Raw genomic sequence first — 15226 nt, 5'->3', positions numbered from 1 at the left:
GCGCAGGAGAAGAGACCCGTGGGTGACCACACCGGAATCGAGTGGACGGACAAGACCTTCAACCCCTGGTGGGGGTGCTCACGAATCTCGCCCGGGTGCAGGAACTGCTACGCGGACCAATTCGCCCGCCGGTGGGGCCACGACGTGTTCCACCTCGGCGGCCAACGACGGATGCTCTCCGACGCCTACTGGCGTAAGCCCCTGACGTGGAACCGCGAGGCAGAGCGCACGGGCGTCCCCCTGCGCGTGTTCGCCGCCAGCATGGGCGACGTCTTCGAGGACCACCCCCAGGTCACGGCCGCCCGCGCGCGGCTCTGGGAGGTCATCGAGCAGACACCCTGGCTGCGCTGGCAGTTGCTGACCAAGAGGCCGGAGAACGTGTCCGCCATGACGCCCTGGACGGGCGCCTGGCCGGACCACGTCTGGATAGGCACCTCGGTCGAAGACCAACGCCGCGCCGACGAACGGATCCCCCTCCTTCTCCAGGTCAACGCCCGAGTTCGGTTCCTGTCCTGCGAGCCGCTGGTCGAACACGTTGACCTGACGCCATACCTCGTCGAGCGGACCGACGTCACTGACCCCTACCTGGATGCTCCCGAGGGCGCAGTGGTCGACGGCATGGAACACGTCGGTGATCACTGGGCCCGGCGGGCACGCATCCACTGGGTCATCGCGGGCGGCGAATCCGGGCCCAAGGCCCGGCCGATGCACCCCGCATGGGCTCGCAGCCTCAGAGACCAGTGCCAGGCCGCGGGCGTGCACTACTTCCTCAAGCAGTGGGGAGAGTGGGCCCCCAGCGGCTACCACGTGATCCGCAGCCGCCCCGTAGCCGGAAGCGTGCTTGTCGGAGAACCCATCGACGACCTCGGGCATCGCGTCGAGATGATCCGCCTCGGCAAGAAGCGAGCCGGCCGCCTCCTGGACGGCCAACTCCACGACGCCGTCCCGCCCCTCACCACCCGCCCGTCGTACCGGGCCTGACCCTCGCCTTCGCGCCGCAAAGAACAGCCCGAGCACGACAACACCGCGGCGCTTCCACCCAGCCGACAACGACCGGACGCGACACAACCGCATGCCCCGCATCCGGACGCCCCTCCACTCCCTTGACCAGGAGCCCCACCATGACCACTCTCGACGACATCCTCACCGCCGGCCTGGACTGGCTGTACGCGACAGAGCAACCCGACAACTCCCACCAGCAGCACCACGGCATCACCCTCAGCCACCCGGCTGCCAACCGCTGGTACGGGTTCTGTCCCACCGGAGCACGCCACCTGCCCGTCGTATCCGTGGACGTCTCCAAGGTCGAGTACAAACTCGACAACGACGGCGACCACGTCCCCGCGAACCCCCTGGACCCCGGGGAGTTGGAGACACTCGCCGACGAACTCCGCCGCCGCGGCTTCGACGTCGACTCCACCTGGAACGGCCACCCCGGGGTTACAGGAAGCGTCGGTCTCGCCCGCACCGCGCACCCGACACTGCTCGCTGCAGTCGACCGCTACCACCGGGGCTGCCTCGTACACCCCCAACGGTCGGTGTTCTGCGACTGCGAGGCATGGCGCGCGGAAGCCGCCCGGATCGTTGCCCCCACCACCACCTCCGTGGCTGCCAGCGCTTGAGCAGCACGACAGCCGCCCGCACCTGGCGGTCCAACGGGCCCGGCTCGTTCCAAGCACCCGCCCATGTACAAGCGGTCCTCGACCGCCACGGACGCCTGTGGACCCGCGGCCCCACTCGGTGGACCTGCACCGGCACACGGTGGATCCGGTGGCGGGTCCTCGTTGCCGAGCACGGCCCGGTGACAGAGACGCCCATCCCCTGAGCACAAACGCCCACCAGACAGCCCCTGAAGGAGGGCCCCTCCATGACGGACAACACCCCCCAACTCACCCGCTTGCGCACCCGCATGCTCGCGACCGCCTACACCAACGCCGACATCTGGACCCGCGACAGCGCCTACCTCACCGACCAGGCGCTGGCCGCGCTTGCCCGCAGGGACCCCGGCGCAGCCGAAGACCTCGCCAAGTCCCTGCTGGCCCCGGAGTTCCTCAACGACACCCGCATCCTGGGCGCAGCCGTAGAAGCCGGCATCGACACCACCGGCTGGGAGGAGCGCCGCGAGAAGATCCGCGCCTACGCCCGCGAGGCCTACGAGCTATCCCCCAAGACCGAGCCGACCGACGAAGCCGGCCGGATATGGGCATCGCTCTACGACCACTACCCGCAGATCGCGGCCGCCCTGGCCGACTTCCTCCGCGCCATGCCGGACACCTGGCGCGAAGACCTGTTCACCACCAGCCCCCATTCCCCCGCCGCCACCCCACAGACACGGGAACTCCCCGGACCGGAGACGGCGCCGTACGACCCGCTGGACTGGGAGGACTGCCCGGCCTGCGCCGAAGCCCAGGACTCCTGCCGCTACCACCGCGGCATCTACGAGGGCATGGAGTACCAGCGGGACCTGATCACCACGGCCCTGACCGACCACACGGCCATGGACCAGCTCCAGCATCGCCACGCCGAACTCGACGCCCAACGCGCCCGGCAGGCGACCTCCGCCGCCACCAGCACCCCGCCGGCCGACCCCACCACCCCGGCGGCAACTGACTGACGACGGTCGCCGTGAACCACGGCAACGAGAGGAACCATGACCACCGCCCTTCCCACCCCCAGCACTCCGGCATCCGACGCGGCCGCCGCCCTACTGGCCGCCCACCCCGGCCTCTCCGCGAAGTCGGTGGACGCCGCCGACGTGAGTGGCCTCGGACCGGCCGCCCTCATCCAGGTCGAAGACCGGACAGCCTTACAGGCCTGGGCACAGGCACTGAACACGACCGCCCACCGGACTGGCGCCAGCGCCTACGGCAACACCGAGCCCCACCAGGACGGCATGCCCGACTGGCTCTGGTGGCGGATGACGTTCATCGACACCACCGTCGACCAGACCCCCATCCGACTGTGGACGCTGGAAGCCTCCGACCATCCCCGCGCCCTGGCCGCCCTCCTCGCCGCAACCGCACACGCCGCCCACTGACCGCGCGGGCGGCCCCAGGCTCTCCGCTTCCGGCCGCCCGCCGATCCCCACCTCGATGAAGGGACCCTCCACATGTCTGAGCGCGGCATCAAACTCACGTCGTTCGGATACCTCCACCTCGACCAGGACGCGGAAGGCCGCCCGGTCCCGCCACAGGCCGACCGCATCGAGGACGTCCGCGACCGCCTCCGCGATCCTGCCGCCGCCCGCGACATCCTGGACCTCGACGGCCTCAACCCCCGCGTGCAGGACGTCGTCCTGGCCACCCCCGGCGCCCGCGAGCTCCTCGACAACCTCACCGCCTACGCCCAGCTGCCCGCCGGGCCCCGGCACATCGCCATCGGATGCGCCGGCGGCCGCCACCGCGCCAGCGGCCTCACCGAACTCCTCGCGCGAAACCTGCGCAAACAAGGCCTGGAGGTTGAGGTCGAACACCTCCACGTCCACCTGCCTCGCGTCCTCACCACGCCGACCGGCTGACCTGAACCACAGGCCAGCTCCAGGACCACACGTCGAACCGCCCCGCCGCGCTGGACGTCGTCCGGCCCCACGACCAGATCACTCCGACCACGAAACGGATCACCGATGGCGAAACCCTTACCCGCCACGCCCCGTGAGGTGCGGCGGTCCGCAGTCCTGTCCGACTGCGGGCAGTACCGCTACCTGCTCGCACGCGAGTGGGCAGACACCGGCAAAAGCGCCGCCTTCGTCCTCCTGAACCCGTCCACCGCCGACGCGACCACGGACGACGCCACCACCGTGCGCTGCATCAAGTACGCCCAGAGCTGGGGCTGCGGGGCCCTCCTCATCGTCAACCTGTACGCGTGGCGGGCCACCCAGCCCCGCGACCTCGCAACGGCGGACGACCCCGTCGGACCGGAGAACGCTGCCTATCTCCGAGCCGCGGCCGCCGTCGCCGAACACACCGGCGGCCCCCTCGTCGCGGGATGGGGAACGCACGCCCACCCCGAACGCGTCACCGACGTCCTCGCTCTTCCCGGCATGCACCGGCTAAGCACGCTCGCAGTCACGCAAGGCGGCCACCCCCACCACCCCCTTCGGCTTCGCGAAGCTCTCACCCCGCAACCCTGGGAAGCCCGCCCCTCCCGCCTCCTGACGTCCGAACGAGAAGCGCAGTACGCCGTCGTACTCGCCCGTCCAGGCCTGCCCGACATACGCCTCGGCCCCTACGACTACCTCCACCAGGCCGCGTCCATCGCCACCAGCCTCCGTCTGCAACGGACCAGCACCCAACACGTCCCCGGCACGACCGTGACCGTGCATCCCCATCTCCCCGGACTCGACTACCTCAACCCACACCTTCCGACGGACCCAGACCAACTCGCCATGCTGATGGACAGCGACCCAGACGGTGACGGCACCGGCCGCAACTTCCCTGACCTCTGGGCACGCCTGCACGCACAGGAGGGATACGAAGAAGCCGCCCGCATCTGGAAGAGGGCCTGCATCGCGTACGACGCCCTCCTCGGCTCCGTGGAAGCCGGATAACCACGGCCACCCATCATCGGCCCGGCCGTCCAGCCAACAGACCGTGACCTCGAGGCCCCGCACCCCGGAGACAGATCCGGGGTGCGGGGCCTTTCGTGTGTCGTGGGCCTCTCTTCGAGCCGCAGCCGATCCCTGGCACGGCCGTCCCTGGCCCCAGCACGGTACGCGGCGCGGGGAGAGGCCACCCCTCCGAGTATTCCGACGGAATATCAGTCCCCAGGCCGATGCACGGCAGCACGCTGGGACGCGCGGACACAACGAGACGAGAGCTACCAAAAGTGGGCGTATAGATCGCCTCGAAGTCTCGGATATTCCGACGGAATACCGCCCCGTTGGCGAGGACCTGGCTACCAGCCCGCTAGGGTCACCTGCAGTTAGCACCCTTTCGTCTCAGGAGTACCCCTCATGGCCGCTGGAGCCTCCGGGCCCACGATGACCTTCGGCAGGAAGAAGAAGACCCGAAGCATCTGGGACGACCCTGATGCCGTTGAGGTCATCGAAATCCCCCTTGAGCAACTCCACCCCAACCCCTTCAATCCGCGCCTCGTCTACCGGGACGAGGACATCGAGGACCTCACCGAGTCGATCAAGGCAGAAGGCGGTGTCCTGCAGGACCTGTCGGTTGCTGAGGTCGAAGGGTTCCTCGAGTACTGGCGCGCCCGCCTTGCTGAGACGCAGCCGGAGAAGCTCGACGAGCTGGAAGACAAACTGGGCTCGGTCCCGGCGGGGGACTACGTCACCCTGATCGGACACAACAGGGCGATCTCGCTGGCCCGGGCCGGCCACGACACTGCTCCCTGCAAAGTCACGAACTCGAAAATCCCCAGGGCCCGGCTCCTCGGTCTGCCCGAGAACATGCGGCGGATCCCCCTCAACCCGATCGAAGAGGCCTTGGGCTTTCAAGGAGCGCTCGACGACGGGATGCTTCAAGCGGAGGTCGCCGCACAGACCGGTTGCAAGCAGCCTCACATCTCCCGCCGGATCAAGCTCCTCAAGCTGCCCACCGAAGTGCAAACGGCCGTCATGGACGGACTCGCTGTCAGCGAGGCAGAGATCCTGCTCGACAGGCTCACCACACAGGAACAGTTGCTGCAGGCTTGGCTGGTCATGAAGGAGGAGGGAATCAAGGCCGCCTTCGCCGCCGCCAGGGTTCTGTCACCGCCAGCACCCACAACCTCCAAGACCAAGGCCAAGACCAAGTCGGCTCCCCCCGTCCCGCAGCAGCAGAAGCACTCCCCCGACGAGCCGGAACCCGAGGGAGCGCCGGCAACGGGTGCCAATCCTGAAGAGGCCAAGCCAAGCAGCTCTGCACTCGGCTCCTCCGACCAGCAGCAGACCGGGCGGACCAATCCCGAGGAACAGAAGGAACCACAACCCGATCCCAGCGCCGAAGCGGCACAGCTGCGAGTGCAGGCCTGCCGCACCGTCCTGGAATTGGGAGTCCCCTCGAACCCCCGGGAGACCCTGCGCCTCCTCGCCCCCGCCCTTCTCGCTGCCCCGAGCAAGGCCGCACGGGAGACGGCCCACGAGTGGCTCCGGTCAAGCGCCAAGCCCATCGGGCCCGATGCTGCGAAGCCGGACAAATACTTCGCGGAGGTGTCCGCATCCGGCGACGCAAAGCTGACCGCTCACGTGGCCCTGGCCGTCGCCCTGGCCATCGCCGAGCAGCGCGCCTCGGTCGCCAGCCGCCCCTGGGATGCCCAGGACCGTGACTACCTCGCCCACCTGAAGTCCGCCGTCAACTATCAGCCCACCGAGTGGGAACAGGACCGCCTCGGCGGCAAGTGAGGCAGGCTCGTATTCCGTCGGAATATCGCGCTCGCTGAGGCAGCGATATTCCGACGGAATACGAGGGCGCCCCAGCACGACCCTCAGGAGAACCATTGCCAACCTCTAGGACCACCCAGGCACCCGAAGAGCCCCGCATCTTCGCCTGCTCTGTCATCGCCGGTGGCGCTGGCAAGACTCAGGACGTCATCAACCTCGCCGTTGAGGCGGCCGGGCGAGGGCATTCTGTAGCCGTCGCCGACTTCGACCCCCAGCGCACCGCGTCCCACATCCTCGGCTACCAGGACCCACCCGAGGGTCAGCCGACCATCTTCGATGTCCTGCAGGGGAAGCACCGGCTTGAGGAAGCCGTCGTGCCGGCCCGCTACCGCATCGGTGAAGGCGAAGACGACAACGCGTTCCGCCGTATCCCCAACCTCGACCTCATCCTCGGGACGCCAGAGATGGCGGATGCGGAAGTCAACCTTGGCCTCGACCCTGCCGGTGTGCTATGGCTGCAGAACGTCCTGGACGAGCAGCTGCCCCCAGGGCGCTGGAGCATCCTGTTCTTCGACTGCGGTCCGACACTCGGCATTCTTCTGCTGTCGATCGCTATGGTCGGCCCGGAAGTCATCGGATGCGTCGCCGACGAGTTCAAGTACATCATCGGCCTGCAAGACCTCGAAGACACCCTGGACAAGGGGGCGCGTAAGTTCCGCCGCTTCGGCTTCAAGACCGAGGTCCAGCACATCCTCGCCACCAACATCCCCATGGACGCCCAAGGAAACATCCGTCGCAGCGGCGGAGCTGTCGCAGACGATGCCATCAAAGCAATCCGCGGCAACCCGGACTGGAACACCAAGCTGCTGCCCATCATCCGCCGCAAGCAGCGCTTCAAGGACACCATCGTCACGCAGCGCCCGCTGCGATTCCTTGATCCCCGCAACGAGGCACTCCAGGACATCGCTGCTGTTGCGGACGCCCTCGGCATCCAACGCCTCAACTCCACGCGGAAGCGATGAGCTTATTCCGACGGAATATCGTGCACGCGCGGCGCCTGACCCCTCACCTGGGGACAGGCGCCGCACTGTTGTCTGGGCGCCCGACAGCACGGACCCCGAGCGCCTACTGCACACCGCCGCAGATGGCCCTCAATGATCACTTTTCGCGGACGATCCGCCCAGAGCCGATCCTGAAGGGCCACAACCCGACCCACATCGTGGGAGTGTGAGAACAGCTCAGTTGTGAGGCTTGAATAGGGGAGTGGGACGTGGCTGCGGGGAACGGTGTGATACCCCAGCTGACCCGAGCACATCGGGTCCTGATCGGCGTGGTGGTTACCGGCGCCGTCATCATCGCCGGCATCGGCTTCGCGGGTTCGTACGCGGCCGTCCGCGAGTTGGCCATCCAGAAGGGCTTCGGGAACTTCTCCTACGTCTTCCCGATCGGCATCGACGCGGGCATCTGCGTCCTGCTCGCCCTGGATCTCCTCCTGACCTGGATCCGTATCCCGTTCCCGCTGCTACGCCAGACGGCCTGGCTGCTGACAGCGGCCACGATCGCCTTCAACGGCGCGGCGGCCTGGCCGGACCCGCTGGGCGTGGGCATGCACGCCGTGATCCCGGTCCTGTTCGTCGTTGCCGTCGAGGCCGCGCGGCACGCGATCGGCCGGATCGCCGACATCACGGCCGACAAGCACATGGAAGGCGTCCGCCTCACCCGCTGGCTCCTCTCGCCCGTGCCCACGTTCCTGCTCTGGCGCCGCATGAAGCTGTGGGAGCTGCGCTCCTACGAACAGGTCATCAAGCTGGAGCAGGAGCGCCTGGTATACCAGTCCAGCCTCCGCTCCCGCTTCGGCCGGGCCTGGCGTCGCAAGGCCCCCGTCGAGGCATTGATGCCTTTGCGGCTTGCCCGGTACGGCGTCCCGCTCGCCGAGACCGCGCTCGCCGGTCTCGCCGCCGCCGGCATCGAGGAGCCACCGATCCAGTTCACCGTCGAGCGGGTCACCGCAGCGGACCAGGAGGAAGACGCCACCCACGAGACCGCGGAACCGCAGGGACAGGGTGCGGCCGAGCTGGAGAGCGCAGAGCCGAAGCCGGTCCCGGACACCGTCCCAACCCCTGTGCCCGGGCGGCCGGACGAGCGGCAGGAGTCGACCGAGGAAGCGGCCGATCGGTTCGCCGAGGCCTACCAGGCGTTCCTCGCCCAGTTCCAGGCCGAGCCGACCCCGACGCAGTGGGCTATCTGGCTTCGCGACACCTATGGCATCTCCACGGGATCTGGCGATCCGCTCTCCGAGGACCAGGTGCAGCCACTGCTCCGGATCCTGCAGAAACGCTATGCGCTCGTTGGCCAAGAGCCCGCTGGCACCGACGGAGCGGAGCCAGCCGACCAGTGGTACGACTACTTCCACAGCGCCTGGCGCACCTACGCGCAGGAATTCGGCACCTATCCGGATGCCGTCGCACTTGCTGCGTACGTGTACGAGCGGGACGCCATCACCGGAGACAGCGGCCGGCCGATCACCGGCGAAGACCTGGCAGCCTTCGTAGCGAGCTTTGAGGAGCGTGACTTCCGCAGTAGCGGACCGCCCACCGGAGATGCAGCCACCGAACCTGACGAGCAGGCCGCCGAAGAGGTCCTCCCGTCTGAAGAGGAACCCGAGGCGGCGCGCGCAGGCGCGGGCGCCCAGGCCGCCAAGGAGCAACGCACCCCGAGGGTGAGCGCCGCCATCGATGAGCAGTCTCCGGACGAGGATGCCGTCGCGGGGGAGCCCGTCGCCCTCACCACCGTCGACCGCTACTACCTGGCGTGGATGGAGTACCAGGCCGAGAATGGCGCCGAACCGGAGAAGGCCGAGCAGCTGTCCGAGTTCCTAGCCGGCAAAGGCCTCTACGGCCGTGGCGGTAAACCGGTGAGCCCCTCCACCTTGCGACGCTACCTGCTGCCGTTCCGGGTCTACAGCCTCTGGGCTGAGCACCGGGTGCGCAGTGACAAGCCGACCTTCGACGCCGTTGCGCAGGAGTGCGCAGCCCACGGGATCACTGCGCAGTACAACAAGCCCATCACCGCCGACTACATCGCCGAGAACGCCGCCGACTTCGAACGCCGCTGGCAGGCACTCATCCGCCACCACGCCGAAGCGCAGCAGTAAGTCCGACACCGCGCACCGGCTGGGCACCCAGTCTTCCCGCTATGCCCAGCAGGCTGCGCAATCAGAAGAAACACCAGGTCAGCACTGCATTGCGCAGACATCGCGATCATTGCGCAGCCGTGCGCACCGCACCCTTGCGCATTGCGCAGCCCCGCCCGTGAACCGACGAGGAGGACCCATGTACGCACTGCGCATCGACCCGGACGCCACGGTCACGGACCTCAACCTGCCCGCTACCGACGCGCACATCGCGATCCAGGAACACGTCGGATCCGACGCCGTCGACCAAGGGGTCTACCACCGGCGGGCCGTTCTGCACATTCACGGCAACGGGCTGAAGCTCGGATTTCCCCAGAACCTGGCCGCATGGGCCCTGGCGAGTGCCTGGCGCGGCATGCCTCTGTACCCGCTGGCCGGCCCCATCGTCATCACGGGCCGAACCACAAGCGGGGACATGGCGGCACTCGACAACGACCTTGCGCAGCACGCCAAGGCCGTTGCGCAGACCGTCCGCGACACGCTGTCCGAGTGGCGTGAACGCCCTCCGGCCTCCAACGAGGCAGCCATCAAGGAACTCCTGGCGTACGCAGCCCGCGACGTCGCCTCCAGCGCGCAGTGACGCGCTGCGCATCTGCGGAACCGCCGGCTAGAGGGCCTTGCGTACGGGCGTGCCCGAGCCGTTGAGGAGCTCGTTGATGAGTTGCGTAGTCTCCATCTCGAGCGAACAGTCGAGCGCCCGGTTGACCTGCTGGACGCGGGAGATGGCCATGTGCAGCCCCTGCCGGTTCCCGGCCGCATACTCGATCCTGAGCCAGTCTCGATAAAGGAGCTCAGCGGTGTCGTCTACGTCGAGACCGGTCGCGACGGCCTGGCGGGCCGCGCTGAGGTCGTGGTGCGGGCCCGCAGACGTGCGGTAGGTGGCCACCGTGTGTGCCACGTCGATGATGCGCGTGACCATTTCCTGCTGGTAGGGCTCAGCCCAGGGCAGGGCCTTGCCCCCGAACGGCCGGCCGCGCACCAACGTGAGCGCCTTCTCCAGATCGGTCAGGCCGGAGGGACCCAACGGGAGAGCGCGTTCGACGAGCTGCAGGAAGCGGCTCCAGTCGCAGCGCACCCCGGGGGCGAGCTGGTACGGATCCTCGCCGGAACTGCGGCGCGGCACGTAGGGGTTGCCGGCGGGGTCGTTGCCCAGTGAGCGACGCAGGCCCTGCAAGCGGGCGTTGAGGGTGCTCGAGGACCAGGGGCTGACGGGATCCATGTCGGAGCACAGCACGTCTGCACTCCGGCCGGGCCGGAAGAAGAGCAATGCTGCGAGCTGCGCCATCCGCGGACCGTGGCCGGTGCTGTCCACGCCGGTCACCTCAACCGGGCCCAACACCCTGATCTCCGGCGCGTGCAGGTCATGCGCCTCGCGTTCCTCCGCCTCCGGCGCTTCGTGTTCCTCGAGCGAGGCCTCAGCGGCGTCGGCCTCCGGGACCTCGTCGCCGACGGTCGTCTCCGCCGCGGCCGGGGGAACAGAAGCCGAGGGCGAAGGCACTGCCTCGGTGCCCGGGCCGGGATCGTCGCCTGCCGCAGTTGCGGGCGTGGCGGTGGGCAGGAGCCGCAGTCCGGACGGATCTGCGCTAGCGGCCAACAGCGCCGGGAACACTCCGCTGCCAGCGTCGGATGCCGCCGCCAGCGACACGCTCGGGACGGTGGCGGCCGCGGCCGCCACCGGCTCCTTGGGCGCGGTCTGCTCGGGCTGCTCCATGTGGGCGGGCTCGTCCGGGACGTCTTGCCAGGGCCCCTCGGCCGGATGGGACGCCTGCCCGGACACCTTCAGTGCCGTGGTGATCTGCAGGTAAGCGGCATGTTCCAGGCGCTGCACCGTGATGTCGACGCCGGCGCAATCGAGGTTCTGCGGTTCATGGAGGGAGGCGTTGAGGATTTCTGCCTCGGGGAAGTGTGCGGCCGCCGTACTCGCGGGGGCGATCAGAGTGACGGGAACCGTGCCCGCCTTGTCGATGACATCGGCAAACTGCCAGGCCGTGTCCGCGTCCAGAGACGACGCGCACAGCAGCAGATACGGCTGATGCTCGGTTTCGGGCATCTGGTGCGCCTCCAGCAGCCGCTCGCTCAGATCGCGCAGGGCGTGCGCGGCCTGCCGCATGTGGGCGATCCGCGCCGTGGGCAGCAGCTGCGGCAGGTCCTCGCCGAACCCCACGGTGACGACCTCGACTTCGCTGGCCCACGGGCTCATTCCGAGTTCCAGCGCGAGCGAGGTGCACACCTCGGTGATGTGGACGGGGTTGCCGTCCAGCAGCAGCGCGGGCAGCCCGGCGAGGTTGAGCAGCAGCAGATCGCCCGCCTCGGTACTGCCGATCGTGACCAGCCCCGGATACGGTGCCGGCACCTCGCGGGCGGCGTCCTCGTCCAGGACGACGGCATCGGAGGGCAGGGCCCACGATCCGCCCTGCCCGGCCACGAAGGGCGCCGCAGGGTCCGCGGTGAGATCCTCGGGCAATACCTCCACCGTGCGGGTGCCGATCCGGGCAGCCCGCAGCGGCGGCAGGACCGCGTCCTCCTCCTGGGCCGCCTGGTGGGCCAGCGTTCGCAGTGCCACGTCCAGGCGGGCAGCGCCGCCCGGCTCGGCGGCCGCCGCCAACTGGGCCTCGGCCGTGGACGTCTCCGACGCGATGGCGATCGTCTCGCCGGGCTTACGGCGGCGGCGCTGCAGCGTACGGCGCAGGGCAAGAGCACCGGTGATGGCGGCCGCCAGCAGCGCGCCGGCACCGAGAACGGTACGAAGGTTCAACGGGCTGCTGGCCGGAGCCGTCGCCGGGGTCTCGGACGCCGTGGCGGCGGGGGAGGAGGCAGCAGCGGAGCCGGACCCTTCAGCCGACGCCGAAGGGGAGGCGGCAGAGGATGACTCGCTGACGCTGGGCTGCGGGGTCGCAGAGGCCGTTGCCGACTGCGATGCCTGATCCTGTCCGGGCTGCTCGGCAGGGCGGCTGGCCGGTGCGCTGGGGGCCGACGACTGGGGTGCGGGCGCGGTGGTCTGGCTCGGCGCGGGCGGCTGCTCGGTGCCCGCGCCCGGCTTCTGGCTGGTCGGGGGAGTGGTCTCCTGGCTGCTCGCCTCATCACCCTGGTCACGGTCCTGGGACGGCTGGCCGGGCTGGGCGCCGGGCACGGTGACCTGCTGCCCCGCATAGATGACGTTCGGGTCGGTGATCGCGGGCAGACCGTGCGGCTGCTCCCGGCCACGGCTGGCCTTGAACAGCTCCGGCCATTCGTCGCCGTCGCCGAACTCCCGTTCCGCGATCTTCGACAGGTAGTCGCCCGAGTGGACCGTGACGACATGCTCGCCCTTCTCGCCGGCAGCCGGCGCAGCCTCACCCAACTGCGTACGAAGGCCGCCCACTCCCGTTGACGTGTCGGGCATCTCCAACTGCCAACCGGGCTGCAGAAAGCTGTTCGCACGGAAAGTCGTACCGTCGACCATGGTGTGGCCCTCGTTGAGAGCAGCGATCTCCCGCCACCTCTCACCATCGCCCAACTCCCGTTCAGCGATGCCCCACAGGCTCTCCGCCGGCCGTGTCTCGCGCACCGTGTACGACGTGCTGGACGCCGCGGTGCTCGCCGAGGACCTGGAGGCCTGCTCGGGCTCGGCGGCCTGCCGGGCCTGGGACTGGCCCGAGAAGGGGGCCGCCGTGGTGGCCGGGGCAGCCTGGGCGTCGGAAGCCAGAGCCGAACTCGTCGGCAGCAGCACCAGGATGCTGCCGATGAGGAGAGCCGCGGCACGCTGGGAGGCACCCATCCCCCGCGGGGCGTGCCAGGTCCGGCCCTGCACCTGCGCGATCAGCTCGCGCACGGCGCAGAAAGCGAACTGGGCCCACCCGATCCACCCCACCGCGACGAGCAGCAGCAGGAACGCCGCACCCGTGTCCTGCCGGTCCAGCAGGTGCGTGAGGTCGTCGTGGGTGGAAGCCCAGATGACCGGGGTGACCCAGGCCAGCAGCAGCGGCAGCCCGGCGACAGCGGCGGCCAGGACCACCAGACTCAGGACTGCTTTGAGGAACCGGCCCAGGGTGCGCCAGGCCGCTGCGGCGGGGGAGGGGGTGGTGCTCATCAGTTTCCTTCGGGAGCGGTGACGCCATGCAGGAGGGTGGCCTTGCCATGGCCGGTCACCGACAGAGAGCCGATTCCAACCACCGACAAGAACTTCGTGTCGTACGTGCCGGTGACGACGACGGTGAGGGTCTTGCCGTCGCCGGACACGCTGACCGTGCCGGTGGCGCCGGCGGAGCGCAAGTACGCCTGGGCTGCGGCCTGTGCGTCCTGCGGATTCACGGTGATCGCGGTCCCGTTGATGGCCTCGGCTGGGTCGATGGCCTGTCCGCCGGCCCGCGCGGCTTCGCCGGCGACGTAGTCGGCGCGTTCCGTGGCCCGCATCTTGCTGCCGCCGTCGACGGCGACGCCGATGATCCCGATCAGCGCGATGACGCACACGGCGACGAACACGGTGACGCCTCCCCGGTCATCCCGTAGCGTTCGGCGCAGGCCTCTCTGGCGGAAGATCATCAGTCCCCCCGCTGCCGGTACTGATCCACTACCGAGGTGGCGGTCGACGTGAGCGTCTTGGCTCCTGGCACGCCCGGGAGCAGTAGATCGGAGAGGTTGACCGTGCAGGTCACGGTCGCGGTGACCGTCCCTACCTGCCCCACCGGCACGCTGAGACCGCCTGTGTTGATGTTGACGCTGGTGGACGAGCACTTGATGCCCTGGTCGTTCAGGGACTGCGCGGCCGCCGCCTGCGCGGCGCTCTGCGCGGACCCCGCAGTGCGGTGAATGGAGGCCTCCCGTGCCGCGTCCTCGGCTGCCGCGTCGATCTTCGAGCCGGAGGTGACGATGCGTCCGCCGGCGATGGCCATACAGATGAACATGATCAGCGCAGGGAGGACGATGGCAGCCTCAATCGCCGCGCTGCCCTCGTCGCTTCGGAGCCTGCGAGCCCACCGGGCCGTGTTTCGCACGTGGTTCACCCTCCCGGGACGGTCCATCTCTCCACCGGGCCGGACGCGGACTGGGTGACCTGAAGGCCCGAAACGCCCGGGATCATCGACATGGCGGTGCCGGACACCTGAACCTGCACCCGCTGCCCGTTGCTGCTGGCCGAGACGCTGTAGCCGCTCAGGCTGTCACCCGCGGTGCGGCCCAGCACGTTTCGTGCCTGGGCCGCACCGTCGGCGGGGCTCGACTGGTAGGCGCGGGCCGCGGTGAGGCCCTCGCGGGCAGCGGTCAGGGCGATCTGCCTCGCGTAGTACCACATGGAGGCCTGGATCACGGCAACCGTGGCGAGCAGCACGAACGGAAAGATGATCGCCATCTGGATGGCGGTGTCACCGCGGTCGTCGCGCCATCTTCGCCCTTGCCACCAGTCCTTCAGCCGCTCGGTACCAGACATCACAGTCCGTTGAGCTTGCCGTTGTACTTGGCGATCACGACGGCGATGGTGCCCGCGATCAGGACGGCGCCGGTGACGGCGGCGACCCAGATGATGACGGTGGTGGTGGAGATGTCGCCGCGGTCCGGACGGCGGGTGGCCTCCTCCAGACCTTCCTGCAGACGCGTGGACAGCCGGATCGCTGCACGGTTGGCGCGTCCGATGACGCGGGATCCGCGGCTGCCGTGGTCGGGCCGGCGGGAAGCCTTGTCCGGGCCGGCGTGCGGGTGGGTGGTCAGCCGGGTCACAGCACGGCGCGTGCGGGCTGCGGTGTACC

The 15226-nt window shown here is 69.1% G+C and carries 14 protein-coding genes and 1 pseudogene; 10 read left to right on the top strand and 5 right to left on the bottom strand.

Annotated elements, in window-relative coordinates; all coding sequences use genetic code 11:
* The first annotated feature begins 18 nt into the window (after positions 1–18).
* From ACWGJB_RS38060 to ACWGJB_RS38015, 10 genes and pseudogenes are all read left to right on the top strand, one after another.
* Complete coding sequence (locus tag ACWGJB_RS38060) at positions 19–981, top strand: DUF5131 family protein (protein ID WP_453384626.1); 963 nt, start codon at positions 19–21, stop codon at positions 979–981.
* Between the two features lie 140 nt (positions 982–1121).
* Positions 1122–1622, top strand: a complete 501-nt coding sequence (locus ACWGJB_RS38055) for a hypothetical protein (RefSeq protein WP_453384625.1) — start codon at positions 1122–1124, stop codon at positions 1620–1622.
* 245 nt (positions 1623–1867) lie between these two features.
* A complete protein-coding gene (locus ACWGJB_RS38050) occupies positions 1868–2614 on the top strand; it encodes a hypothetical protein (RefSeq protein WP_453384624.1) in 747 nt (248 codons plus the stop codon).
* 36 nt (positions 2615–2650) lie between these two features.
* The gene (locus ACWGJB_RS38045) at positions 2651–3037 is read left to right on the top strand and encodes a hypothetical protein (protein ID WP_453384623.1); all 387 of its coding nucleotides are present in this window, start codon (positions 2651–2653) and stop codon (positions 3035–3037) included.
* Between the two features lie 72 nt (positions 3038–3109).
* Positions 3110–3517 (top strand): RapZ C-terminal domain-containing protein, encoded by a 408-nt coding sequence (locus ACWGJB_RS38040; RefSeq protein ID WP_453384622.1) that lies wholly within the window; start codon positions 3110–3112, stop codon positions 3515–3517.
* 105 nt (positions 3518–3622) lie between these two features.
* Positions 3623–4546 carry a DUF1643 domain-containing protein gene (locus ACWGJB_RS38035; protein WP_453384621.1) on the top strand — a complete coding sequence of 308 codons (924 nt, stop codon included), beginning with the start codon at positions 3623–3625 and terminating at the stop codon, positions 4544–4546.
* Positions 4547–4951: 405 nt separating this feature from the next.
* Positions 4952–6334, top strand: a complete 1383-nt coding sequence (locus ACWGJB_RS38030) for a ParB/RepB/Spo0J family partition protein (RefSeq protein WP_453384620.1) — start codon at positions 4952–4954, stop codon at positions 6332–6334.
* A gap of 95 nt (positions 6335–6429) precedes the next feature.
* Positions 6430–7335 carry a ParA family protein gene (locus ACWGJB_RS38025; protein ID WP_362995054.1) on the top strand — a complete coding sequence of 302 codons (906 nt, stop codon included), beginning with the start codon at positions 6430–6432 and terminating at the stop codon, positions 7333–7335.
* A gap of 266 nt (positions 7336–7601) precedes the next feature.
* A pseudogene (locus ACWGJB_RS38020) lies at positions 7602–8292 on the top strand (DUF2637 domain-containing protein); the annotation flags it as partial.
* A 1353-nt stretch (positions 8293–9645) separates the two neighbouring features.
* Positions 9646–10086 carry a hypothetical protein gene (locus tag ACWGJB_RS38015; protein WP_453384619.1) on the top strand — a complete coding sequence of 147 codons (441 nt, stop codon included), beginning with the start codon at positions 9646–9648 and terminating at the stop codon, positions 10084–10086.
* Between the two features lie 27 nt (positions 10087–10113).
* On the opposite strand, the gene ACWGJB_RS38010 is transcribed toward ACWGJB_RS38015, so the two are convergent.
* The 5 genes from ACWGJB_RS38010 to ACWGJB_RS37990 are packed head-to-tail and all read right to left on the bottom strand — an operon-like array spanning position 10114 to position 15089.
* Positions 10114–13575: a LysM peptidoglycan-binding domain-containing protein gene (locus ACWGJB_RS38010; protein ID WP_453384618.1), complete on the bottom strand. Its 3462-nt coding sequence runs from the start codon at positions 13573–13575 to the stop codon at positions 10114–10116.
* Positions 13575–14027, bottom strand: a complete 453-nt coding sequence (locus ACWGJB_RS38005; RefSeq protein ID WP_453384617.1) for a TadE/TadG family type IV pilus assembly protein — start codon at positions 14025–14027, stop codon at positions 13575–13577. Before ACWGJB_RS38005 ends, ACWGJB_RS38010 begins: the two co-directional genes overlap by 1 nt.
* Positions 14027–14506 (bottom strand): TadE/TadG family type IV pilus assembly protein, encoded by a 480-nt coding sequence (locus ACWGJB_RS38000; RefSeq protein ID WP_453384616.1) that lies wholly within the window; start codon positions 14504–14506, stop codon positions 14027–14029. The genes ACWGJB_RS38005 and ACWGJB_RS38000 overlap by 1 nt, the downstream gene beginning before the upstream one ends.
* On the bottom strand, positions 14485–14910 hold the full coding sequence (locus ACWGJB_RS37995; RefSeq protein WP_453384615.1) for a TadE/TadG family type IV pilus assembly protein: 426 nt from the start codon (positions 14908–14910) through the stop codon (positions 14485–14487). The genes ACWGJB_RS38000 and ACWGJB_RS37995 overlap by 22 nt, the downstream gene beginning before the upstream one ends.
* Complete coding sequence (locus tag ACWGJB_RS37990; RefSeq protein WP_308286723.1) at positions 14910–15089, bottom strand: hypothetical protein; 180 nt, start codon at positions 15087–15089, stop codon at positions 14910–14912. Before ACWGJB_RS37990 ends, ACWGJB_RS37995 begins: the two co-directional genes overlap by 1 nt.
* Between the last annotated feature and the right edge of the window lie 137 nt (positions 15090–15226).

The organism is Streptomyces sp. NPDC054813 (assembly GCF_053611365.1).
Note: the sequence above shows the minus strand (reverse complement) of the source record. Positions and strands in the feature narration are given on the sequence as shown.

Excerpts from the sequence above, each read along its gene's own strand:
- ACWGJB_RS38010 (WP_453384618.1), bottom strand. The coding sequence starts at position 13,575 with ATGAGCACCACCCCCTCCCCCGCCGCAGCGGCCTGGCGCACCCTGGGC.
- ACWGJB_RS38015 (WP_453384619.1), top strand. The coding sequence starts at position 9,646 with ATGTACGCACTGCGCATCGACCCGGACGCCACGGTCACGGACCTCAAC.
- ACWGJB_RS37995 (WP_453384615.1), bottom strand. The coding sequence starts at position 14,910 with ATGTCTGGTACCGAGCGGCTGAAGGACTGGTGGCAAGGGCGAAGATGG.
- ACWGJB_RS38000 (WP_453384616.1), bottom strand. The coding sequence starts at position 14,506 with ATGGACCGTCCCGGGAGGGTGAACCACGTGCGAAACACGGCCCGGTGG.
- ACWGJB_RS38005 (WP_453384617.1), bottom strand. The coding sequence starts at position 14,027 with ATGATCTTCCGCCAGAGAGGCCTGCGCCGAACGCTACGGGATGACCGG.
- ACWGJB_RS38040 (WP_453384622.1), top strand. The coding sequence starts at position 3,110 with ATGTCTGAGCGCGGCATCAAACTCACGTCGTTCGGATACCTCCACCTC.
- ACWGJB_RS38030 (WP_453384620.1), top strand. The coding sequence starts at position 4,952 with ATGGCCGCTGGAGCCTCCGGGCCCACGATGACCTTCGGCAGGAAGAAG.
- ACWGJB_RS38055 (WP_453384625.1), top strand. The coding sequence starts at position 1,122 with ATGACCACTCTCGACGACATCCTCACCGCCGGCCTGGACTGGCTGTAC.
- ACWGJB_RS38050 (WP_453384624.1), top strand. The coding sequence starts at position 1,868 with ATGACGGACAACACCCCCCAACTCACCCGCTTGCGCACCCGCATGCTC.
- ACWGJB_RS38035 (WP_453384621.1), top strand. The coding sequence starts at position 3,623 with ATGGCGAAACCCTTACCCGCCACGCCCCGTGAGGTGCGGCGGTCCGCA.
- ACWGJB_RS38045 (WP_453384623.1), top strand. The coding sequence starts at position 2,651 with ATGACCACCGCCCTTCCCACCCCCAGCACTCCGGCATCCGACGCGGCC.